Consider the following 23,372-nt stretch of genomic DNA (forward strand, 5'->3'; position numbering starts at 1 on the left):
TTAATATATTGAGAGTTAATGATATGAAGCAATAACTAAACCTATAAAAAAATGCCTTTCACGAAAATGAAAGGCATTAATAGTTAAAACACTTAGTTTTCCAATCTAATATTATTGATCTAAAGTTAACTCATAAAAACTAACCTTGGCATAGTCACCAGCATCAATACCATTGTTTGTGCATTCCGATGAACCAACATTACACTGATTATAATTACCTGCTTTAAAATACATCCAAGAGTTTGCATAACCTTCGTCATACTCCTCTCCCTGATAGTGAGGTTTAGATAAATCAATAGAGAATGTTTTTACGACCTCATCTGCTTCACCAATATTTTTAATAAAGGTAAGGTTCATCATATTGCCTTCTACATTAACGTCGTAGGAGAATACTTCCCCTAATTTTATACCATCAATTGGGTCAACTGATCCTGCTCTTAAATTATATTGTCCAAACACATTATGATAGATATCTTTTCGTTTACTATAGTTATCACCAGTCGCGTTGATTTCATAACGCCAATATAACGAACCATGCTCATGTCCTGGTAATTTACGATAAGCAATTTTTAACGGCTCATTTTTCTGAGCATGAATTTGACCGATAACAGACGAGAAAGCACCATTCTTTTCAGCGTTACCGCTAGTGCTTACCCAATCTACAGATAAGGTTGCAGATAATTCACCACCTATAGAGCCATAATCTGCTGCATCAAGATTAGCAGCTATTGCAAAATTGTTTTTGGGATCTTTATAAGATTTAGCCAGCATTGCGCGTAATTCACTTCTGGCATTTTTGCTATTAGGCGTTGTCATTGCTTTATTTGGTGTAGCAAAAACCATTGCACCTGTTCTTGCATCTGTATAAAACCAATCGGGATGTGTATATGGATTAGTGGTACTACCCAATGTTTGAGCTGAAATTTCCATCACTTTACCTGCTCGGTTAGGCTTATCATCTTCCATTGGAATATTGATTTTCCATTTAGTCAGATCGAAATTTTGTGATGGTGCTTTATTTGGATCTAAATTAGCAATTAATGTCGCTGTATGTGCAGTCGCTGGTAAAGGTGTCGTCGAATTAGCTACTTTGCCTGTTTCATATGTGACTTGGTTATTCGACGTTGATTCGGTATTTGCACAGCCCACCAGCAAAGTGGCAACGATCGCACTTAAATATACTTTTTTCATTAGAGTACCCGCTTATCTTCATTGATCATTTTCATGGATAATACTAATCATAATAAGTCACTGATTATTGTCTTAATATGATTGGTAGATAGTTAACGGACGCCAATTTATAATAATATTGTATGATTAATTGTGATCTTCTTGGAATTAATAGAGTTAAGTTGTTAAGTATGAAATGATTTTGTTAACTAAATAACATTTGTGGCGAATACTGAAAACTAGCTATCAGCTTACGATTTTTGATCGGTATTAAAAAAGGAGCCTAAGCTCCTTACTCTATTATTGCTCGTTTACCTTAGTAAACTTTATGCTTTGTATAAACAAAGGTAAGCAGTTTGTACAACGACTTTCACATCGAAGCTTGAGTTTGCTTCGACTTCAAATGTTTCACCTGCTTTGTAGGTTTTCCATTCAGTTGTATCTACAAGACGCACTGTTAGGCTGCCACTTACTACTGTCATGTATTCGTAAGCACTAGTACCAAATGTGTACTCACCAACTTCCATTACACCTACTGTTGCAGGTAATGTTTCACTTTGGAATGCGATTGATTTAACGTTACCATCGAAATATTCATTTGCTTCAAAACTCATTTTAATCCCTTTTTATTTCATGTATTGGTGAATCATTGCGCACAGAGTATGGCGAAGCTGCACCTAAAACTCAACCCTCGAATTCAGATTGCAGCGTTTCTATTTGCTCCTGTGCATCCATCCAGAGCATCTCATTTTCCTCTAAAAGGTCTTTTACTTCGCCTTGTTCCTTTAACAAATCAGTTAGTTTCTTTTTGTTTTCTTGCTCATAGAGCTCGCTTTCGCTCAACTGTTGTTCTATTTCAGTTAAACGTTCAGAAGCAGTGTCCATGGCTTTTTCCGCTGTGCTTAATTGCTTTTTGAACGGCGTTAGTTTTTTACGAAACTCAGCTTCTAATCTTTTTTGATCTTTTCGGTTGGCACTCGCTGATACAACTTTTTCTTCTCCTTGCTCAGCTTGTTTTTCTATACGCTGTTGATCCGATAACCATTGATGATAATCATCTAGATCACCCGAAAACGGTTGTACTTTTTTATCATGCACCAAGTAAAGGTCATCAATCGTAGTGCGTAATAAATGTCTATCGTGTGATACAACCACCATTGCACCTTCGAATGCTTGTAGCGCAACCGTTAGAGCGTGACGCATCTCTAAATCTAAATGGTTAGTTGGTTCATCGAGTAACAGTAAATTAGGTTTTTGCCATACGAGTAAGGCTAAGACTAAACGCGCTTTTTCTCCACCTGAAAAGGGGCCAACAAGATCAAAGGCTTTATCACCTTGGAAACCAAAGCTACCTAAAAAGTTACGTAAAGGTAATTCTTTTTCATCTGGTGCTAGACGAGCCAAGTGTTGCATTGGACTTTCATCTAGATTTAGAAACTCTAATTGGTGCTGCGCAAAGTAACCTACTTTTGCATTAGTGTTGACCTCTAGCTTGCCTGATTTAGGTTTCATTTGATCAGAGAGCAATTTAATTAAGGTTGATTTACCTGCGCCATTACGTCCAAGTAAACCAATACGGCTACCAGGTACTAGATTTAGCTCGATTTTGTCTAGGATTAGTAAGTCATCATAACCAGCACTCACTTGGTCTAATGTTAACAACGGCATGGGTAAGGCTTCAGGCTCTCTGAATGAAAAGCTAAATTGGTTATCCACGTGTGCAGGTAAGATCTGCTCCATCTTCTCAAGAGCTTTAATACGACTTTGTGCTTGTTTGGCTTTATTCGCCTTATAACGGAAACGATCAATATAGCTCTGCATATGATCCATTTGCGCCTGTTGCTTTTCATAGGAAGATTGTTGCTGTACTAATTTTTCAGCACGTTGGCGTTCAAAGCTAGTATAGTTACCTGTGTATTCGAATAATTTGTTTTGTTCAATGTGAATAATTTTATCCACAATGCTATCGATAAAATCACGGTCATGAGAGATTAATATCAATGTGCCTTGATATTGATGTAACCATTTTTCTAACCAAATCACCGCATCTAAGTCTAAGTGGTTGGTCGGTTCATCGAGTAATAATAGATCTGATGGACAAAGTAGTGCTTGTGCTAAGTTAAGGCGCATACGCCAGCCACCTGAAAAGTCGCTAACAGGACGTCCTTGTGCTTGCTCGGTAAACCCTAAACCCGCTAACAATTCTGCAGCACGGGATTCAATGGTATAACCACCCGCATTATCTAAGAGAATATGCATCTCTGCGATTTTAGTCCCATCATCAGCCTCCTCAGCTTGCTTTAATCTAGCCTGTAACGCACGAAACTCATGGTCTCCGTCAATCACATATTGCAACGCATTCATGTCTAACGCAGGGGTTTCCTGTGCAACACTAGCTAAACGCCAATGATGTGGAATGGTCAATTCACCGGCATCAACTTGATGCTGTTGTTTAAGTAGCGTGAAGAAACTAGATTTCCCACAACCATTAGCACCGACTAAGCCAACTTTCTGTTTTGGGTTAATTGTTGCACTGGCATTTTCCAGTAGAGGTTTTCCGCCGCGGATAAATTCGATATTAGAAGCAACAATCATAAATTCAGAGTCTCAATGTCAATCAGATAAAATTAGAGCAAGATGATAACGAAATTTGTAATGTTCAGCCATCACTACTAGCCTTTACTTGATAATGCGTTACTTCAAGTTATTTTAGCAAGCTTTGCATCTGCAACTATCATCAGTATATGATGTCGTACTTTTGGTTAATTGTGATTGGACTATGTCAGTATCTAAAAATAAAAAACGCTTCATCGCCGGAGCAGAATGCCCACAATGTAAGACGATTGATAGTATTGCGTTGACATTAGAAAACGCAGTTGAGACATTAACGTGTGTTAGCTGTGGGTACACACAAACACAAACGCCTAACCAGGCTAAATCAGCAACACGTCAATTTGAACAAATAATTGGTGTTTTTGATCCATCTGAACCCGATAAAGAATAAAGAGAGAAAATAATGAAAATTGAAAAGAACTCAGTAGTTGCCATCCACTTTGGTGTGGCTGAAGTTGACGGTAATGCACTAGATAGCACAGAAAACGGTAGTCCTCTTGAGTTTATTCAAGGTGCACAATACTTAGTACCAGGTTTAGAAAAAGAGCTAGAAGGCAAAGAAGCCGGCTACAAGTTTGATGTAAAACTTGAAGCAGAAGATGCTTACGGTCCTTTCCAAGAAGCACTAGTACAAGAAGTACCTCGCTCTTTATTTGAAGGTGTTGATGAAATTGAAGTAGGCATGTCATTCCAAGCTGAAACAGATCAAGGCCCACGTACTGTTGAAGTAACTGCCGTTACTGCAGAAAATGTAAGTATTGATGCAAACCATCCTCTAGCAGGCATGGCTCTGCAATTTGTAGGTGAAGTAGTATCAGTTCGAGCTGCAACAGCTGAAGAGTTATCTCACGGCCATGTTCATGCTGCTGGCGGTTGTGGTTCAGAAGCACATAGCCATGATCATAAAGAAGAAAGTGATTGTTGTAACAGTGGTAGCTGTCAAACTCACTAATTAAAAGATTGCTATAGCCAATATTCATATAATTGGTATTAGACTGACAAAAAAACGCCGTAATCATTGTAATGACTACGGCGTTTTTTTATTGATGGAGACTACACATTGTAATTAACTGATGGCTGTGGATAAGGTGAAACCGCATCTTTGTATTTAGCCTGTATCACTGAAATAACCTCATTAAAATCAGTAATCCCCTTCAGTTCAACATTCAACGCTTCTACTTCGTGCGGTAATAGCTTTAATTTTGCAGCAAAGAAAAAGTTACGTCTTTGTTGAGAGTGGGACGATTGTTCCTGCTGATGTGAACTCCCCTTCCCCTGCTCATTATTCTGAATAATCTCTCGTGATTGATAAGCTGTATCTTCACGCTCTTGCTCACCACGTATTTTTGCGTAAGCATGTGCTTCTTCGGTTTTGGGAATAGCAGATTGCAGAAGATTTTCACGATGTAAGCCTTCTGCAGCCTGAGGGAAAGGGGCTGCAACAACAGGAGGAAGTTGAACATTTACATTAACCATAATGGTTAGGGTTAAACAGACACATCGATTAGTGAGCCAACCATGTCGTCTGCCGTAGTGATCACCTTAGCAGCTGATTGAGCTTGAATTTCCGCTAACTTCATATTCACTAATTCAGTAGTTACCGGACCCGACACATAGCTATGAGGATTAACTCCTTCTGGGTTTTGCACACTATTTTGATTACTGGTTGTTTGCTTAGCAATACGATCGCTGGATTCAGTAATTTGTTGTGACGCTTTGTTTAAGCTATTCACACCTGAAGAAAATGCTGAATTTATTTCCATAGATCCTCCCAATAAAAATGTAATAACCACACCATTATGGTTAATTTTTAATCAAAAATAAAGTTTATTCACGATTTTTAAGCATCAATGAACGATATTAAGACCTGGTTAAATAAAATAGGTTCACTAATAAAGGGGGCATGAGATGACTGTTGCAAAATAACCTGTTGATTCATTGGAGACAACTCAGATAATTTTGTTTTATTCGCCACAGACACTAAATTATCGTGTTCGCCTAATAGGCTCAAGGATGGCATAGTCAATTGACTAAACTCATCACGTAAATCCACTTCATCGAGTAATATTAATCCACCTAACAAAGCAGATGGTTTAGCTTCTATCTGATCTGACATGAGCTGCTTTATTGTTGTTATATCCGTTTTAACTGTCTCGCTGCCCATGGCTAATAGAGACAAAAAGCGATTCAAGGTTTTCTGTGGTTGTTTAGTTACACCCAATTTAAAGGCACTAAAAACCTCTTTTTTAACCCCTTGCCATGACGCCGCTTCTACAAATTTAAGTGCCGCACATACCTGTATTAACTTATCCACACGCTCTGGGTAATGATGAGCAATGTAAGTTGCAATTAATCCACCTAAAGACCAACCACACCAAACTGCTTTTTCGGGTAGATAAGCTAATAACGTTTCAGCAACATTCTCTAAACTATAAGTCTCTAACTCTGGTTCTCCAGCAAAGCCAGGTAGATTCACTAAATGCACGCAATAATGTTCACTTAATTGCTTAACAACAGGCTCCCAAATAGCACTACTGACACCCCAACCATGAATTAATACCAGATCTTGGCCTGTGCCAATAGTTTGATAGGTCAGCGGACCTGTCATTGCAATATTTTGTTCTATACTCACTCTTACCTCGTTAATCTGTAGGGGCTTATGTGCAATATTTTCTCGAGCGACTAATGCAACAAAGCCAAGCTTTATGTACAGCTTGTTTACCTAGCCATTGCCTTTTATGTGGGCTGCACAGTGCTAACCAATTAATCTGCCAATATTGTTATCAAGCAATATTAACAGAGCGTCCTTGTTGTTTACATTGTGGTTATGGTTTACCACAAACACAAAATGTTTGCGGAGAATGTTTGAAGCACCCCTTCAAATTTGATCAGTTAGTGGCTGTTTCAGGTTATCAAGCGCCCTTTCCAAGTTTAATCAAAAAGCTCAAATATAATCATCAGCTGATCTATGCAGACCTGTTAGGGCAACTTCTCGCAACCAGAGTTAAACAAAGTTACACAAACCAACAACTACAACAATTTGATTACCTAATCGCAGTGCCTTTACATAAAGCAAAACATCGAGCACGCGGTTTTAATCAAGCGCAGTTAATTGCACAAGTACTATTACAATACTTACCGCTGAACGCTCAAGTAGTGATGCCAATAAACCGCATAAAAGTAACCACTGCACAGGAAGGTTTAACGCGTACACAACGTAACTTAAACCTCAAGCAAGCGTTTTCCTTAGATAGTTCACAGCTTAATTTACAGGATAAACAGATTGTTTTAATTGATGATGTGGTAACAACTGGCGCAACTGTTAATAGCATTTGTGAATGTTTACTGAATGCAGGCGTTAGTAAAGTAGATGTGTGGTGCATTAGCAGAACTGAATTAGGAGACCGAGCTAACTAGCTGTATTCATAGGTTATCTTCTCTAGTGAAAGTATAAGCAGTTCTATCATATGCTTATTATTTTTAGCAATTTTACTGTTTTCATTATTATTATAGGGAATTGTCGTTATAATGCCCAAGTAAATTACTCAAGCATAAAGGTTTAACATGATCGAAATTACTCCAGTTGCACAAGCACACTTTGCAAAATTACTAGCGCCGCAAAAAGAAGGCACTAACATCCGAGTGTTTGTTATCAACCCGGGCACACCAAAAGCAGAATGTGGTGTATCTTACTGCCCACCAGAAGCAGTTGAAGAGAGCGATACACGTTTAAGCTTTGAAGGTTTTGATGCTTTAGTGGATGAAGTAAGCTTGCCTTTCTTAGAAGATGCATTTGTTGATCTAGTAGAAGAAGATACTGGTACACAGTTAACGCTAAAAGCGCCAAACGCTAAAATGCGTAAAGTGAATGATGATGCACCACTTATTGAACGTGTTGAGTACGTTATTCAAGTACAAATCAACCCGCAGCTTGCGAGCCACGGTGGTTTTATCAAACTAATCGAAGTGACTGAAGATCAAGTGGCTATCATCGAATTTGGTGGTGGTTGTAACGGTTGTTCACAAGTAGATTTAACCTTGAAAGAAGGTATCGAGAAAGAGCTATTAGAAGAGTTCTCGGGTGAGCTAAACGCAGTACGTGATGTAACTGAACATGCTCAAGGCGATCACTCTTTCTATAAATAGTCTGATTAGCTAATCTTAATACGGTTATCTGCAGAGTAGATAGCCGTATAATAAACACTTAAAACAGCCACTAAACACAACGCAAATAACATCTCTTTCCCCAAGGCAATAAACAACACTAAACAGGTTACACTAGCAATCATAGCTAAATACTTTCCTTTACCTGTTAATAACTTCACGCCTGCAATACCCGCCGCTAAGTAAATTAAGATAAATAAACCATTCGCATAAGCGATCAGATTATCTATTGCTAACTGCATTGAGTCTGCAACCAACAACATACTTAAACATAACACGACAGCAAAGCTTAATCCCCAGTAAGCAACCTTGTGTGAGTTAATAGATTGGAATGAACTGTGGATCTGTTGTTGTTTTGCCATACTTTGTAATAAACGAGAAAATCCTACAAAATATAAACTGACAGAGATAAAGCAGGTACAAAACCCTACTAGGTTCACTAATAGATAACCTTTACTGCCTAAGCTTGCTTCAACAAGGTGTACTACAGAGTTTAAGTTCTTCTCTTGATCACCATAAAACCCCATCTTCAATAAACTAATACTAATCAAGGCGTACACCACAAGCGCAATAGTGATACCGATAAAAATAGTTAATGGGAAATCACGTTCAGGATGCCTAAAGTCATCAGCAATATGGGTGATTGCTTCTATACCTAAAAAGCACCACAGAATAAAGGTAGCTGTTAATGCGACTTTACTTACACTAAATTCAGAAGTAGGTAAGGGTAAGTTTTGTTGTAACTGCACATCTACCGATGCAAATAATAAAGTACTAACAATCACCACACTTAATACGGATTGAATAATCGCAGCGGTCTTTAAGCCTAATAAATTAATTACAAATACTAAGCATAAAATACCAATCGCAATCATTAAGCGGTAATCAACAACCTCACTCAGTAATTTCATTTCAACTAACGCATTTTGTAAAAAGTTGGCTGCTGTAATAGTGATCACTGGAGTGCCCAATGCCACCACCCAAATAAATAACCAACTCACTAACCGCCCACTTCGTTCTCCAAATGCTTGCTGTACATAATAAGCAGTACCACCGGCATGAGGGTAAAACTTACCAAGCTGTGCAAAGGTGAAAACAATTGGGGCAATTAATACCCCCATAATCGCCCACGCTAATAATGACCAACTACCAGATACTTGTGAGGCAATAGCAGGAATAATAAAGACACCAGACCCCAATAAAGCAGACACCAAGATAGCAACGCCTTGCATTACCGATAATTTTTCTGATTTTGCCATTATTTACTCATCCTAGTTACACATTACATCTTGCGCACCGTTATAACCTAAGTAATAGAAAAGTTAAATAAAATAAAAATCAAAAGCTAAATCACTTAATATTTAAGATAACAAGAGAATCTTCTATATTTCTTACGCTCAGCATAATAAATTTGTAAAAAACGTGCTGTTTGTCAAAATAACGCGAGCATTTTATACACAAATACAGTAGAATGCGCCTCCCTCGCAAAATGATCCATCTAAAGCGAAGCAAAATATTCAGAGTAACACCTACTACGCGATTGATATCGCGAAAAGTTAATGGACCACGTTTAACAATTTTAGTTGTTAGGCTGATGTAGGTATAGGCTGAATTTAACGCACATTCGAGTAATGTGCAGCATTTTATAAACTCAAGAGGCCACTTATGTCAGAGTCAGAAAACCAAGTAGCAGGACCAACTTTCCAAGATTTAAACTTACCAGAGTCAATCGTAAAAGTTGTTACTGAAATGGGTTACGAATCACCATCTCCAATTCAAGCACAAACTATCCCGCACCTATTAAACGGTGAAGACGTATTAGGTCTTGCACAAACAGGTACAGGTAAAACAGCGGCATTCGCATTACCATTATTAGCTAATATCGATGTATCTAAAAACCATCCACAAGTATTGGTTTTAGCACCAACACGTGAATTAGCAATCCAAGTAGCAGAAGCATTCCAATCGTACTCACGTCATCTACGTGGTTTCCACGTTATGCCTATCTACGGTGGTCAAAGCTACAACATTCAGTTCAAACAATTAGCTCGTGGACCACAAGTTGTTGTTGGTACACCTGGTCGTATAATGGACCACCTGAAACGTAAAACGTTAGACCTTTCAAACCTGCAAGCATTAGTATTAGATGAAGCAGATGAAATGTTACGTATGGGTTTCATTGATGATGTAGAAACGATCATGAAAGAGATGCCAGAAAAGCGCCAAACAGCGCTTTTCTCAGCAACAATGCCTGATCAAATTAAACGCATTACTAAGCGTTACATGAACAACCCAACAGAAGTTAAGATCAAAGCAAAAACATCAACGGTTTCAAACATTGAACAAAAATGTTGGATCGTACGTGGTGTAAACAAGCTAGATGCATTAACACGTATGTTAGAAACTGAAGAGTTTGATGGTGTCATCATCTTTGCTCGTACTAAAACAGCAACAGTTGAATTAGCTGAACGTTTAGAAGCACGCGGTTACCGCAGTGCTGCACTAAACGGTGATATGAACCAACAAACACGTGAACGCGCAATTGCACGTCTTAAATCAGGTAGCCTAGACATTCTAGTAGCAACTGATGTTGCAGCACGTGGTCTAGACGTTGAGCGTATCAGCCTAGTAGTAAACTACGATATCCCAACAGATACTGAATCTTACGTTCACCGTATCGGTCGTACTGGTCGTGCTGGCCGTACTGGTAAAGCAATCTTATTTGCTGCACCACGTGAGCGTCGTTTATTACAAGCAATTGAACGTGCAACTCGCCAACCAATTACTATTATGGACTTACCAACACGTGATGAAGTAACACAAACACGTATTGATAACTTCCAAAAGCAATTGTTCTCTGTATGTGAAAGTGAAGACTTAACGTTCTTCCGTACATTGTTCGAACAAATTCAAAATAACACTGATCTTGATGATTTAGATCTTGCTGCTGCATTATTACTAATGGCGCAAAAAGAGAAACCATTGCAACCAGTAGAAGAAAAATTTGTTGAGCCACGTAGCAATGACCGTGAATTCTCTCGTGGTGATCGCCCTCGTCGTGACCGTAATGATCGTTCTCGTGGTGACCGTCCAGATCGTTCACGTAGCGAAGACAAACCACGTGGTCGTGGCCGCCCTACTGACGTTGAACTAGAAATGTTCCGTTTAGATGTAGGTCGTGAGCACGGTGTACAAGTTAAAAACATCGTAGGTGCAATCGCAAACGAAGCAAACATCAATAGTCGCTTCATTGGTGATATTCGTCTAAACAACGATCACTCAACGATTGAATTACCAAAAGGTATGCCAGCTGAAACACTAACGCATTTAAAAAATGTACAAGTGTGTAAACGCCCACTAAACCTTAAAAAATGCTAATCCATTAGGCATTAACGGAAAGGAGGCTTAGGCCTCCTTTTTTGTATCTGAAATTTGACCCGTCCTAAATAAGACTATCGCCTTAAGACAATAAAAAAGGCCGGGAACCTGAGTAACCGACCTTTCTAGACCATCATTAAGATGAGATTTATTTTTTCTTAACTGGGCGTTTCCAACCGTCGATATTTCGTTGCTTAGTACGTGAAATACATAATGCATTATCAGGTACATCATTAACCACTGTCGTTCCTGCACCTGTTGTCGCACCATGACCAATTGTCACTGGAGCAACAATTTGGCAATCACTTCCCACAAATACATCATTGCCAATGATAGTTTGATGCTTATTCGCACCATCATAATTACAAGTGATCACACCAGCACCCACATTAACACCACTACCTACTTGGCTATCACCAATGTAGCTTAGATGTCCGCACTTAGTGCCTTCGCCTAATGACGACTTCTTCACTTCAACAAAGTTACCAATATGTACTTCGTTTGCTATCTCTGTATCAGGGCGAATTCGAGCAAATGGACCAATTGATGCGTTTTCGCCAATGTTTGCACCTTCAATGATAGAGTTAGCTTTGATTTCTGTATTATCAGCAATAGTACAATTAGTTAAGATACAACCTGCGCCAATTTTAACGCCATAACCTAGACTGACTTTACCTTCGATAATAACGTTGATATCAATATCTACATCTTGACCGCAGGTTAACTCACCACGTAGGTCAAAACGGCTTGGGTCACGCAACATCACACCACTTAACAGTAGTTGATTTGCTTTATCAGCTTGATATGCACGCTCTAGGTTAGCCAGTTGCAAACGGTTATTTACCCCTTCCACTTCAAATGCATTTTCTGGTTGAACCGTTTCAATGGATAACCCTTCTTGATAAGCCATCTGGATAATATCCGTTAAGTAAAATTCACCCGCAGCATTGTTATTAGATAACGCTGGCAACCAACGATTTAACGCATCGGCATCAGCCACTAAAATACCCGTATTAACTTCATTAATGGCTAATTGCTCCGGGTTAGCATCTTTTTGCTCTACAATCCCAACTACTTGGCCATTAGCACGTTCGATACGACCGTAACCTGTTGGGTCATCTAATTTAATGGTTAATAAACCAATACCGCCAGCAGGTTGAATATCCACTAATTTGGCTAACGTTGTTTCAGATAATAAAGGCACATCACCGTAAACGATTAAAATTTTCTCGCCTGAGTTGAAGTGCGGTTGTGCCATTTGCATTGCATGGCCAGTTCCCAACTGCTCAGTTTGCTCAATCCAATTTAAACGAGCATCTTGAATATTTTGTTTCATGATGTCTCCACCATGACCATATATTAAGTGAATGTTATCAGCACCAATTCCTTTAACCGTATCAATAACATGTTGCACCATTGGCTTATCTGCAATTTTATGAAGTACTTTAGGTAGGAGAGAGCACATGCGTGTGCCTTTGCCAGCAGCAAGAATAACAACACTTAACGACATAATAGAAACCTTAATATCTGAAGAATAAAACATTATTTTAACGGAGTTTTAGATAAGAACGTATAAGAAAAGTAGTTGTTTAAGAGATTAGCCTCAGATAGAGGCTAATTTAAAGTAATCAACAAGAAAAATTAAGTACGTCTAACAGGAAAGGTCATACAGTGTGGTCCGCCGCCGGTTTTTAAAATTTCAGTGGAATTTAATTCAAATACAGTGAAACCTCTGTCTCTCAGTGCTTGATTCACCTTGATATTAGTGGCTAATGAAATCACCTTTTTATTACCTAATGCCTGCAGGTTACAAAAGTGCTTAAATACGCCGGCTTCTTCAATCTTAATTAAATCGTAACCTGCTTTATCCAAATACTCCTGAAAGGCTGTTGGCAAACCTTCGTAATAAGTGACTGCGGTTTTTTCACCAATAATATTAAAGATCATATCTAAATGCAGATACTCAGGTTTTGATTGCACCGATAGCACTTGATAACCCAGTGGAGCTAATTGTGCTCTAATGCTCTCAATACCTTGTTCGTTAGAACGTTGTAGCACGCCTATGGCTAAGGTTTTATCGTCTAATTGCCAAAAATCACCGCCTTCAACTACACCTTCCTCACAAGTTGCAATCAAAGGTACACCTAACTCTCTCATTTTGGCGGCGTATTTTTGTGACTCTTCCTGCCTTACTTTTTCTTTAAAGCGACCTAGGACATAACCTTCTTTTAAGTTAAAGCCAAAATCACGTGCAAACACTTGACTGTCTAAGGCTTTAGTTGCTTCTAGTAACTCTACTTTGACACCATTGCTTTCATAAATAGAGATAAGCTGCTGATGTTCTGCAGCACATTTTTCAAGGTCAATTTTTTGCCCTTGGTCTAGCCAGTCTTCGGCTATTTTATTAATAGGGTTCAGGTCAAGATGGGTAGGCGGGCATAGTAAAACTTGCTGCAATACACCAGTTGCCGATCTAACATAACATTGAGTCATAACACTCCCTTTATTTTGTACGTCGTTTCAGATGAACTCCTGCTAACATACAACGTACTGAACCACCTGCTAATTCAATGGTTGGAATTGAGATTGGCAGTAACATGGCTGATTTTTCAATGGTCGTAATTTGTGCTGCTTTTAATACGTCATAAGCTTTCTGCGATAAAGCCAAAACAGACTTACCATCAGCATTAGTTAGCTCTAGCGCATTACCTGCAAATTGATCAATTTGTTCAAAGCTTAAATCAATCACCTCTCGGCCACTCTCTTCAAGGCGTAACTTAATTTCAGCTCGGCGCTCATGGTCAACAATCATATCCAAACAAACCATCGCATAATCAGTACCAATCGCCATCATGACGTTGGTGTGGTAAATCGGCGTACCATTTTTATCTGCACTTTCAAAAGCCATCGGCTCATAACCAAACATGGTACAAAACCTTTCTAAACAAATGTCATTAGCACGGTTAGATTTAGCCGTATAAGCAACACGCTCAATATGGTCTAATACCATCGCACCAGTTCCTTCGAGGAAGATATCATCCCATTCAAGACCTGAAAAATCGACCACTGACTGAACACGATATTCACGCTTCAATAGTTCAATCACATCACTGCGGCGCTCTCTTCGTCTACTTGGTGAATACATAGAGTGAATCGCAATATTTCCACCTGAATGAGTTGAAAACCAATTATTGGGAAAAACACTATCTGGTGTTTCATTCTCTCCATAATCATTAAAGACATGGACTATCACGCCATTCGACTCTAATTTATCGACCATTAAGTCGAACTCTTTTTTAGCTAAACCGCTAATATCCTTATCATCATTGTTAGTGATATTTTGAAACGCATTATCACGCGATGTTTCAGGATTTGAATAGAAATTCCAAGGGCAGATCATCACTACCGCATTAGGAGATTGAACTAATGACATTAATTACCTCATAAAATACAACAACATCTACAGGGTTATAGAATGTTGGATAAGAACTTTTGTAACCTAGGATGATTCGCCACTGTGCCAAAGATGTTTTCAGGAATGTCATCAACAAGCAATGAACCGTCCTCCATAAACAACACACGATCCGCCACTTCGTTGGCAAAGCCCATTTCATGGGTTACTACGATCATGGTCATCCCTTCTGCTGCTAATGACTTCATTACATCTAACACTTCACCTACCATTTCAGGATCCAGTGCAGACGTTGGTTCATCAAATAACATCATGTCTGGTTTCATCGCTAAGGCTCTAGCAATTGCAACACGCTGTTGTTGACCGCCCGATAGTTGCGCAGGGTAAACATCCATTTTTTCGGCTAAGCCCACACGTTTTAATAATGTTTGAGCTTCAGCGTCCACTTCACTTTTAGGCAGTTTAGAGACCTTAAGTGGCGCTAACATGACATTTTCTTTAACCGTTAGATGTGGAAAAAGATTAAAAGATTGGAATACCATGCCGACATTTTCACGCAACTTATTAATATTGGTGCGATCGTCATACATATTCACACCATCCACGATGATATCGCCATCGGTAATGGTTTCTAATTGGTTTAAGGTTCTTAAAAATGTTGATTTACCTGAGCCAGATGGCCCGATAATCACCACTACTTCACCACGTTTAATATTAGTAGTGACCTTCTTTAAGGCATGACAATTATTCGGATAGATTTTATCGACATTAGCAGTGACTACCATGTCATGACCTTTATATGTATTAACCATTATTTGCTAACCTCTTTTCAATACGTTGAATTGCCCAAGATAAAGTTGATGTTAACAATAGGTATAAAGCAGCTACCGTAAACCACACCTCAAAAGTCGCAAAACTACCACTTACTACTTCACGCCCTGCTTTTGTTAAATCAGTAATAGAGATCACCGAGACCAATGAAGAGTCTTTTATTAAATTAATGAGCTGGCTAGCCATTGGTGGCAGTGTACGTTTAAAAGCTTGCGGTAAGATGACATACATCATCGCCTTCGGATAAGTCATCCCCAAAGAGCGTGCAGCCTCCATTTGTCCAGGTGAAATTGATTGAATACCTGAGCGTAAAATCTCAGCGACATAAGCCCCTGTGAATACTGATAAGGCGACAATACCGGCAGTAAAACGTTCTAAATCAAAGACGGTACCGAGGAAGAAATAAACAATAAAAATCTGAACTAATAGCGGTGTGCCACGAATCACCTCCACATATAACAGAGATAAATTTTTGCTAAATGGATTATTAGAAATACGCATTAATGCCGCGACTAACCCAATAAATAGTGAGAAAAACAAAGAGATAACGGATATTTCAAGAGTGGTTAACAAACCTTCTATTAACACTCCCATTCTGACACTTTCTTGTCGAGCTAATAAGTCGCCTTCAAAAATAATATCACCATCGGACACTAAAAGCGTATCAGCATTGCTGATCACTCTATCTGGTTCGCCGTTATCATAGGTAATGGTTAAGCTGCTGTTATTAATGCTAGCGCTACCATCTCCTTGGGCAATAATATCAACGGGAGAAGTATCAACAATATAGGGTAATACACGATGCCACTGCCAATTATAATTGATGGTTTGAGAAGCAGAATAAACTGCCGCAGCAAGTGCAAAAATAGTAATGACAAATAATATATGCCATTTAAGCCTGTGTGGTTGTTCTTTCATAATTTCACCTGGAAAAGGGGAAGGAAAATCAACGCTATAACGCTAATTTTTTTAAATAATTACAGATTAATTGTGTTAACGATGAGATCGCCCTTGATTTACAAAGGTAGATCTCATCATGAGGCAGTGATACTTATTTAATTTGGCTTAACCAAGCGTCACTGTTAAACCACTTGTCATAAATGCGTTGGTAAGAACCATCACCTTTAGATTGTTTTAAGAAGTTATTTAAGAAGTTCAGCATATCTGGATCACCCTGTCTTACTGCCCAACCCAATGGCTCATAAGTAAACGGTTCAAGAATTGCTGAGGTTTTGCCTTTAGTTTGTGCAGCGTAAATAGAGATGAAAGGCATGTCATAAACCATTGCATCCGCTTTACCATTAACAACTTCTAAAGCTGCATCCGTTTCTGTTTCAAAAGCATTATATTGTGCATTGCGTAACATCTTTTTCACTGACTCTTCACCAGAAGTACCTAACTTACTTGCAACAATGTAATCAGCGCTATTTAAGTCTTTATAACTCAGGATTTTGCCTTTATGTTTTGGATTTAATAGAATCGCTTGGCCAACAGTAATGTAAGGGTCAGCAAAATTAACACGCATATTGCGTTTAGCGGTAATTGTCATCCCCGCCATAATCACATGACACTTATTGGTTAATAGAGCAGGGATAATACCGTCCCATGCTGTATTTACTGGTACATACTTAACGCCCATTTGTTTGGCCATTAACTTACCAAGGTCAACATCAAAACCGATGTAATTACCATTTTTTGCTTTCATTTCAAATGGCATATAACCGGCATCAAAACAGGCTCTTAATTCCCCAGACTCGCTAATATCGTCTAATGTATTAGCATTTGCTGCACCGATAGATAAGGCTAAGAATGATGTTGCAGAAGCTAACTTGATCAGTTTGTTTTTCATGCTTGTAATTCCCTCTATTATTTCAACATGGATAAGTAAAATAGGCTGAATGCCATTGTGGTCTTGCTAAACAGATACTAAATAAGAGCAACAACCGCGCCAAAAAACAAAAACGACCTAATAATCAATAAAAACAGCCAAAAGAGACTTCACACCATTAAATATTACGACTAACGGTTAATAAAAAAACGACTTAACATAAAAATAATCACAGTAAATAAAATGCTTTTATTTTTATTATTTTACCATTGCTCAATAATGTAGCGGTCGCACCTTTAAAGTGCGTTTTTTATTCTTAACAATCGCTGTATTTGAATGTATGAATGGCAGAAACGTCATGCCTAATCCAACTATCGCCTAATCTCTCTGCTACTATTAGCTTAACGCCTGACTGCGCGCCAACATTAAACCAAACAAATCTTTAGGATTTTCCATCTCGGGTACTAAATCGATTTTTTCGCCTATGTTATGCTTTACCGCTTGCTCAAAGAGATAACGCAAAACAGAAAGGTCTTCTAAAGCAAATCCCACTGAATCAAAAATAGTGATTTGTTGTGGTTCGTCGCGTCCTTGCTCTTCCCCTTTAATAACTTTCCATAAAGGATGAACAGGATAATCCGCTGGCAACTGTTGGATATCCCCTTCAATACGGGTTTGTGGCTCATGCTCAATAAATATTTTCCCAGCCTTTAACACATCAATATGTAATTCAGTTTTACCTGGGCAATCTCCACCAACACCATTTATATGCATACCTGGTTCAATCATATCCAGCGTTAAAATAGTCGCATAGGCTTTATCTGCAGTCACCGTTGTCACGATATCAGCGCCTTTTACACACGCTTTCGCTGATGCTGCTTTAATCACAGTTAATGCTGGGTAAGCACTCAAATGCATAGCAACTTGATCAATGGCATCCGCATCGATATCAAATAACCTGACTTCTTGAATACCCACTAAACAATGTAAAGCAATCGCTTGAAAAGTACTTTGGGCACCACAACCAATCAACCCTAGGGTGCTCGAATCAGCTCTCGCTAACGCTTTTGTAGCCATCGCCGATGCTACTGCAGTGCGTAATCCAGTAGAGATAGTTAATTCACTTAATAAACGTGGAAAACCAGTGCTTACGTCCGATAAGGCACCAAATGCCATCACAGTAGATAAACCTTGTAACGGATTAGTTGGATGACCATTCACATACTTAAAACCATAATGAACTTGATCGGCAACGGGCATTAATTCAATAACACCAACGTCACTATGGGCAGCAGTTCTTGCTGACTTATCAAATTCAGGCCAATGACAAAAATCATCTTCCATATATGCTAATAATCCAAACATAAACTCACTAACACCTAATCTAGACACTAACTTACTTGCTGCATTCACATCCAAAAATAACGTCATGTTCATTTCCCCTTGTTTCACTACTGCTAACTGCATATTCAATGTAAAAATTTTAACAAGCCACTGAGCCAACAAAAAGACATAAAAATGTATTAATTTGCATCATAAAATAGCATTATGTATATATAAAATGACAATATGTAAGGTTTTGAGCGTCATGAATAAACTAGATCACACAGATAAGAAGTTACTGGCTCTGTTACGTAAAGATGCACGTATGCCGGTGGTTAATTTAAGTAAAGCGTTGGGTGTTTCTCGTGCAACGGTACAAAACCGTTTAAATAAGCTAGAACGAGAAGGCGTTATTCTTGGGTACACGGTTAAATTAAAACAAGAAGCACAGCAAGATGCCGTCAGGGTATTAATGAGCCTATTAGTAGAGGCAAAAGAGGAAGAAAAAATTATTGAGTCTTTGCGTGCTTTTCCAGAAATCGTATCGGTATACCACACTAATGGTCAATGGGATTTAATCGCAGATATTCAAGTTGATAGCATCTCTGTTTTGGGTGGGTTATTAGGCGAAATTCGTGCGGTGAAAGGTATCATACAAACTGAAACTAGCTTGCTGCTAGGTTTAGTCTTTTAATGAGCGCGATTTAATGGACTTTCACCAGCACATTTTGATATCAAATAAAGAAGCAACTATAAAAATAATTATTACTGTAAAAGACACCTACTTTTTTGCATAATCATTGAGACTAATGCATTCACCTTCAAACTAATGGGCAACCTCATGAAACAAACAATATTAAAAGAGATGTGTGTTGTAGCAGACATCGATGTAGAAAATGAAATTGAACGTCGCGTTAACTTTATTAAAAACACCTTAAAAAAAGCCTATTGTAAAACGCTGGTATTAGGTATCAGTGGTGGTGTTGATTCAAGCACTGCAGGTCGCTTATGCCAGCTTTCTGTAGACCAGCTAAACCAAGAAGAAAACACCAGTGACTATCAGTTTGTTGCCGTGCGTTTACCTTACGCAGTCCAAAAAGATGAAGATGAAGCGCAGCTTGCTGTGAGCTTTATTCAACCAACTAGTTGTGTCACAGTCAATGTTCAATCTGGTGCTGACGGCATTCATGAAACAACAGTCGCGGCACTACAGAACAGCCAAGTAAAACTCACTGACAATGCAAATTTCGACTTTGTGAAAGGCAATGTAAAAGCGCGTATGCGTATGATTGCACAATATGAAATTGCAGGTTTAACCAATGGTTTAGTGGTTGGGACTGACCATAGCGCAGAGAACATTACCGGTTTCTACACCAAACACGGTGATGGGGCTTGTGATTTAGCACCGCTATTTGGTTTAAGTAAACGTCAAGTTCGTGCTTTAGCAAGACACTTAGGTGCACCCAGTTTATTAGTGGAAAAAGCACCAACCGCTGACCTTGAAGAAAACCAACCACAACTTGAAGATGAAGTGGCGTTAGGGATGACTTACGATCAAATTGATGATTTCTTAGAAGGCAAAGACGTTGCCCCTGAAATCGAAGAGAAATTGATTGCGATTTACCTTCGTACACAGCATAAACGTCAACCAATCCCAACAATTTACGATTAAGTCTTGTCCTTTTAGCCTCTCCCGCTAAAACGACGATTTCCAAGTAACAATGACTTACCTTGATGGTTTAATAAAAATTAAGCAATCAAGGTAACTTTCTCGCTTTTTTTCCCTACAAACCATCAAATCACTAGCCTTGCTAATGCCTCTAATGATAGATTCTGTACTCGGTTAATGATTAATCGTTCTCTTTTAAACTATTAAATTTAAGGAAATATAGACCATGAAAAAAGTGGGTTTAGTTGGTTGGCGCGGTATGGTTGGATCTGTTCTTATGCAAAGAATGCGTGAAGAAAATGATTTTGCAACGATTGAGCCAGTATTTTTCACCACCTCACAAGTTGGTCTAGCATCTCCTGAAATTGGTAAACCAACCGACACATTAAAAGATGCGTCTTCAATTGAAGCGTTATCTGAAATGGATATTATTATTACCTGTCAAGGTGGGGATTACACTAACTCTGTTTACCCTGCACTACGTGACAGCGGTTGGGATGGTTACTGGATCGACGCAGCATCTTCATTACGTATGAAAGATGACAGCATCATCGTATTAGACCCAGTTAACAAAGATGTCATTCAACAAGGTTTAACTGACGGTATTAAAACTTACGTTGGTGGTAACTGTACAGTTTCTTTAATGCTATTAGCATTAGGTGGTTTATTTGAAGCTGACCTAATTGATTGGGTTGCTCCACAAACTTACCAAGCAGCCTCAGGTGCTGGTGCACGTAATATGCGTGAACTAATTAGCCAAATGGGTGCAATTGAAGCATCTGTTGCAGACAAACTAGCTGATCCAGCATCTGCTATTTTAGAAATTGACCAACAAGTGGCAGACTTCATCCGTAGTGATGCATTACCAACAGAACAGTTTGGTGCGCCGCTAGCTGGTAGCTTAATCCCATGGATTGACGTGCCTATGCCTTCTGGTCAATCTAAAGAAGAGTGGAAAGCACAAGTTGAAGCCAACAAAATTCTAGGCACTAGCGACAAGCAAACACCTATCGATGGTTTATGTGTACGTATCGGTGCGATGCGTTGTCACAGCCAAGCAATGACTATCAAACTGAAAAAAGATGTATCAGTAGAAGAGATTGAAAAAATCTTAGGTTCACACAACGAGTGGGTTAAAGTGGTACCTAACGAGCGTGAAGCAACGGTTTCTGAGCTATCTCCAGCTAAAGTAACAGGGACATTAAGCATTCCTGTAGGTCGTATCCGTAAACTCGCAATGGGTCCTGAATACATCAGTGCATTCACTGTTGGCGACCAACTACTATGGGGTGCTGCTGAGCCACTTCGTCGCATGCTTAACATCTTACAAGAAGCTTAATCTAAGCTTTCTTAGCTCGTTTATTAAGCTAGTTAGTAAAGTAATAAAAAAGGCCTCAATTGAGGCCTTTTTTGTGTCTGCTAAACAACTAGTTCAAATTAGCTTAAAACTACTCACCTCGTTTAGTACGAGATAATAAGTCCATCGCAGCCACATTCACCGCTTTACCTTGATATAAAACGTAATAGATTTGCTCACAAATTGGCATCTCTATACCAACACGTTTTGCCAAGTTATACACTTCTTCGGTATTACGATAACCTTCAACAACCTGACCGATCTCAACCTGCGCTTGATCGATCCCTTTGCCTTTGCCTAAGGCTAAACCAAAACGACGATTACGTGATTGATTATCGGTACAAGTAAGGACGAGATCACCTAATCCGGCCATTCCCATAAAAGAAGACTCAGAAGCACCTAACGCCACACCTAAGCGAGTTAACTCGGCTAAACCACGAGTAATTAAGGCTGTACGTGCATTAGCACCAAACCCTAAACCATCAGCTAAGCCGGCACCAATCGCAATCACATTCTTAACTGCGCCACCCAGTTGCACAGCAACAAAATCTGCAGAAACATAAGTTCTAAAGTTTTTGTTATTATGAAATAGATCAGCAATATCTTGTGTAAAGTCACGGTCAGATCCAGCAACAGCAATAGCGGTAGGTAAGCCTTTCGCTACTTCCATCGCAAAAGTAGGCCCTGAAATAACAGCCAGTGGATAATCATCACCGACAATATCACGAGCAACTTCTTGTAATAAACGCCCTGTTTCCGCTTCTAATCCCTTGGTGGCCCAAGCGATACGATGTTCAGGTCGAAGAAAAGGTTTAACCTGTGACAATACCGAGCCAAATACATGGCTAGGCACCACTAATAAAATAGTATCTGTCGCAGCAATACATTTGGCTAAATCACCTTCAGGGTGAAGCTTACTAGGGAAGGTAACCTTAGGCAAAAACACCTTGTTTTCACGATCTGACTGTAAACGTTCAATATGTTCACTGTTGTGACCCCAAATTAAAGTGTCATGCCCATTACGAGCCAGTGATAACGCCAGTGCAGTACCGTAAGATCCTGCACCTAATACCGAAATAGTCGCTTTCTCAGCCATTCATTACCTACCTAGAATATGTCAGCAGTGTATATTAAGAGTTTAGTTTTTCAGCTTCTGCTTGCTTACTTGCCATTGCTTGTTGAAACAAAGCATCAAAGTTAACCGGCGCTAAGTTTAACTGTGGGAAAGTACCACGCGTTACCATACTTGATACCGCTTCACGCGCATATGGGAATAAGATATTTGGGCAAAATGCATTTAGACAATGTGCTAATTGAGCACCTTCAAGGTCAGATACAGAGAAGATACCTGCTTGTTGTACTTCACATAAGAACGCTACATCTTCTTCAACTTTTGCAGTTGCAGTTAATGATAACGTTACTTCGTATACACCCTCTTCTAATTTCTGAGCTTGTGTATCGATATCCATTTTAACTTCTGGAGCCCACTCTTTTTTGAAAATTTCTGGTGAATTTGGGCATTCGAATGAGATGTCTTTTACGTAAACACGTTGGATATTGAATTCTACTTGCTTGTCTTCTTGTTCTGGCATGATCTTCCCTTAATCTTTAATTAAATTATGTTGTT

At 39.0% G+C, this 23,372-nt stretch carries 24 protein-coding genes; 8 read left to right on the forward strand and 16 right to left on the reverse strand.

Features of this window, described 5'->3' with window-relative positions:
* Positions 1-111 precede the first annotated feature (111 nt).
* The 3 genes from DS885_RS10735 to DS885_RS10745 all read right to left on the reverse strand — a co-directional run bounded on the left by DS885_RS10735 (position 112) and on the right by DS885_RS10745 (position 3,765).
* Positions 112-1,191, reverse strand: a complete 1,080-nt coding sequence (locus DS885_RS10735; protein ID WP_113819432.1) for a polysaccharide lyase family 7 protein — start codon at positions 1,189-1,191, stop codon at positions 112-114.
* Positions 1,192-1,496: 305 nt separating this feature from the next.
* On the reverse strand, positions 1,497-1,784 hold the full coding sequence (ppnP, locus tag DS885_RS10740; RefSeq protein ID WP_113819433.1) for a pyrimidine/purine nucleoside phosphorylase: 288 nt from the start codon (positions 1,782-1,784) through the stop codon (positions 1,497-1,499).
* Between the two features lie 70 nt (positions 1,785-1,854).
* On the reverse strand, positions 1,855-3,765 hold the full coding sequence (locus DS885_RS10745) for an ABC transporter ATP-binding protein (protein ID WP_113819434.1): 1,911 nt from the start codon (positions 3,763-3,765) through the stop codon (positions 1,855-1,857).
* A 184-nt stretch (positions 3,766-3,949) separates the two neighbouring features.
* On the opposite strand from DS885_RS10745, the gene DS885_RS10750 reads away from it, so the two are divergent.
* Positions 3,950-4,174: a YheV family putative zinc ribbon protein gene (locus tag DS885_RS10750; RefSeq protein ID WP_113819435.1), complete on the forward strand. Its 225-nt coding sequence runs from the start codon at positions 3,950-3,952 to the stop codon at positions 4,172-4,174.
* Positions 4,175-4,186: 12 nt separating this feature from the next.
* Entirely contained in the window at positions 4,187-4,735 is a 549-nt protein-coding gene (slyD, locus tag DS885_RS10755; protein WP_113819436.1) for a peptidylprolyl isomerase, read from the forward strand.
* A 101-nt stretch (positions 4,736-4,836) separates the two neighbouring features.
* On the opposite strand, the gene DS885_RS10760 is transcribed toward slyD, so the two are convergent.
* The 3 genes from DS885_RS10760 to bioH all read right to left on the reverse strand — a co-directional run bounded on the left by DS885_RS10760 (position 4,837) and on the right by bioH (position 6,415).
* Positions 4,837-5,259, reverse strand: a complete 423-nt coding sequence (locus DS885_RS10760; RefSeq protein WP_113819437.1) for a hypothetical protein — start codon at positions 5,257-5,259, stop codon at positions 4,837-4,839.
* 11 nt (positions 5,260-5,270) lie between these two features.
* Entirely contained in the window at positions 5,271-5,546 is a 276-nt protein-coding gene (locus DS885_RS10765) for a hypothetical protein (RefSeq protein ID WP_220149689.1), read from the reverse strand.
* Positions 5,547-5,623: 77 nt separating this feature from the next.
* Positions 5,624-6,415, reverse strand: coding sequence for a pimeloyl-ACP methyl ester esterase BioH (gene bioH / locus DS885_RS10770; protein ID WP_113819438.1), 792 nt, complete (start codon positions 6,413-6,415; stop codon positions 5,624-5,626).
* A 29-nt stretch (positions 6,416-6,444) separates the two neighbouring features.
* On the opposite strand from bioH, the gene DS885_RS10775 reads away from it, so the two are divergent.
* Entirely contained in the window at positions 6,445-7,200 is a 756-nt protein-coding gene (locus DS885_RS10775; protein WP_147232350.1) for a phosphoribosyltransferase family protein, read from the forward strand.
* Between the two features lie 147 nt (positions 7,201-7,347).
* Entirely contained in the window at positions 7,348-7,929 is a 582-nt protein-coding gene (nfuA, locus tag DS885_RS10780) for a Fe-S biogenesis protein NfuA (protein ID WP_113819440.1), read from the forward strand.
* Positions 7,930-7,934: 5 nt separating this feature from the next.
* On the opposite strand, the gene yjeH is transcribed toward nfuA, so the two are convergent.
* On the reverse strand, positions 7,935-9,206 hold the full coding sequence (yjeH, locus tag DS885_RS10785) for an L-methionine/branched-chain amino acid transporter (protein ID WP_113819441.1): 1,272 nt from the start codon (positions 9,204-9,206) through the stop codon (positions 7,935-7,937).
* A 406-nt stretch (positions 9,207-9,612) separates the two neighbouring features.
* On the opposite strand from yjeH, the gene DS885_RS10790 reads away from it, so the two are divergent.
* A complete protein-coding gene (locus tag DS885_RS10790; RefSeq protein ID WP_113819442.1) occupies positions 9,613-11,325 on the forward strand; it encodes a DEAD/DEAH box helicase in 1,713 nt (570 codons plus the stop codon).
* A 148-nt stretch (positions 11,326-11,473) separates the two neighbouring features.
* Here DS885_RS10790 and glmU read toward each other — a convergent pair whose 3' ends face one another.
* From glmU to DS885_RS10825, 7 genes are all read right to left on the reverse strand, one after another.
* Positions 11,474-12,835, reverse strand: coding sequence for a bifunctional UDP-N-acetylglucosamine diphosphorylase/glucosamine-1-phosphate N-acetyltransferase GlmU (gene glmU, locus DS885_RS10795; protein WP_113819443.1), 1,362 nt, complete (start codon positions 12,833-12,835; stop codon positions 11,474-11,476).
* Positions 12,836-12,966: 131 nt separating this feature from the next.
* Positions 12,967-13,818: a dimethylarginine dimethylaminohydrolase family protein gene (locus DS885_RS10800; protein WP_113819444.1), complete on the reverse strand. Its 852-nt coding sequence runs from the start codon at positions 13,816-13,818 to the stop codon at positions 12,967-12,969.
* A 10-nt stretch (positions 13,819-13,828) separates the two neighbouring features.
* Positions 13,829-14,758, reverse strand: a complete 930-nt coding sequence (gene ctlX / locus DS885_RS10805; protein WP_113819445.1) for a citrulline utilization hydrolase CtlX — start codon at positions 14,756-14,758, stop codon at positions 13,829-13,831.
* Between the two features lie 35 nt (positions 14,759-14,793).
* Positions 14,794-15,522: an amino acid ABC transporter ATP-binding protein gene (locus tag DS885_RS10810; protein ID WP_113819488.1), complete on the reverse strand. Its 729-nt coding sequence runs from the start codon at positions 15,520-15,522 to the stop codon at positions 14,794-14,796.
* 19 nt (positions 15,523-15,541) lie between these two features.
* Positions 15,542-16,486 carry an amino acid ABC transporter permease gene (locus tag DS885_RS10815; protein WP_113819446.1) on the reverse strand — a complete coding sequence of 315 codons (945 nt, stop codon included), beginning with the start codon at positions 16,484-16,486 and terminating at the stop codon, positions 15,542-15,544.
* A 133-nt stretch (positions 16,487-16,619) separates the two neighbouring features.
* Positions 16,620-17,417: a transporter substrate-binding domain-containing protein gene (locus tag DS885_RS10820; protein WP_113819447.1), complete on the reverse strand. Its 798-nt coding sequence runs from the start codon at positions 17,415-17,417 to the stop codon at positions 16,620-16,622.
* Positions 17,418-17,792: 375 nt separating this feature from the next.
* On the reverse strand, positions 17,793-18,827 hold the full coding sequence (locus tag DS885_RS10825) for an ornithine cyclodeaminase (RefSeq protein WP_113819448.1): 1,035 nt from the start codon (positions 18,825-18,827) through the stop codon (positions 17,793-17,795).
* A 157-nt stretch (positions 18,828-18,984) separates the two neighbouring features.
* Here DS885_RS10825 and DS885_RS10830 point away from each other — a divergent pair, with 157 nt between their 5' ends.
* The 3 genes from DS885_RS10830 to asd all read left to right on the forward strand — a co-directional run bounded on the left by DS885_RS10830 (position 18,985) and on the right by asd (position 21,727).
* Positions 18,985-19,413, forward strand: a complete 429-nt coding sequence (locus DS885_RS10830) for an Lrp/AsnC family transcriptional regulator (protein WP_113819449.1) — start codon at positions 18,985-18,987, stop codon at positions 19,411-19,413.
* A gap of 147 nt (positions 19,414-19,560) precedes the next feature.
* Positions 19,561-20,391, forward strand: a complete 831-nt coding sequence (gene nadE / locus DS885_RS10835; protein WP_113819450.1) for an ammonia-dependent NAD(+) synthetase — start codon at positions 19,561-19,563, stop codon at positions 20,389-20,391.
* Positions 20,392-20,614: 223 nt separating this feature from the next.
* Positions 20,615-21,727 carry an aspartate-semialdehyde dehydrogenase gene (asd, locus tag DS885_RS10840; protein ID WP_113819451.1) on the forward strand — a complete coding sequence of 371 codons (1,113 nt, stop codon included), beginning with the start codon at positions 20,615-20,617 and terminating at the stop codon, positions 21,725-21,727.
* Positions 21,728-21,836: 109 nt separating this feature from the next.
* Here asd and gpsA read toward each other — a convergent pair whose 3' ends face one another.
* Together gpsA and secB are read right to left on the reverse strand one after the other, a co-directional pair.
* On the reverse strand, positions 21,837-22,841 hold the full coding sequence (gpsA, locus tag DS885_RS10845; protein WP_113819452.1) for an NAD(P)H-dependent glycerol-3-phosphate dehydrogenase: 1,005 nt from the start codon (positions 22,839-22,841) through the stop codon (positions 21,837-21,839).
* A 34-nt stretch (positions 22,842-22,875) separates the two neighbouring features.
* Complete coding sequence (gene secB, locus DS885_RS10850) at positions 22,876-23,337, reverse strand: protein-export chaperone SecB (RefSeq protein ID WP_113819453.1); 462 nt, start codon at positions 23,335-23,337, stop codon at positions 22,876-22,878.
* Between the last annotated feature and the right edge of the window lie 35 nt (positions 23,338-23,372).

Source organism: Psychromonas sp. B3M02, from assembly GCF_003318165.1.
Taxonomy (GTDB): domain Bacteria; phylum Pseudomonadota; class Gammaproteobacteria; order Enterobacterales; family Psychromonadaceae; genus Psychromonas.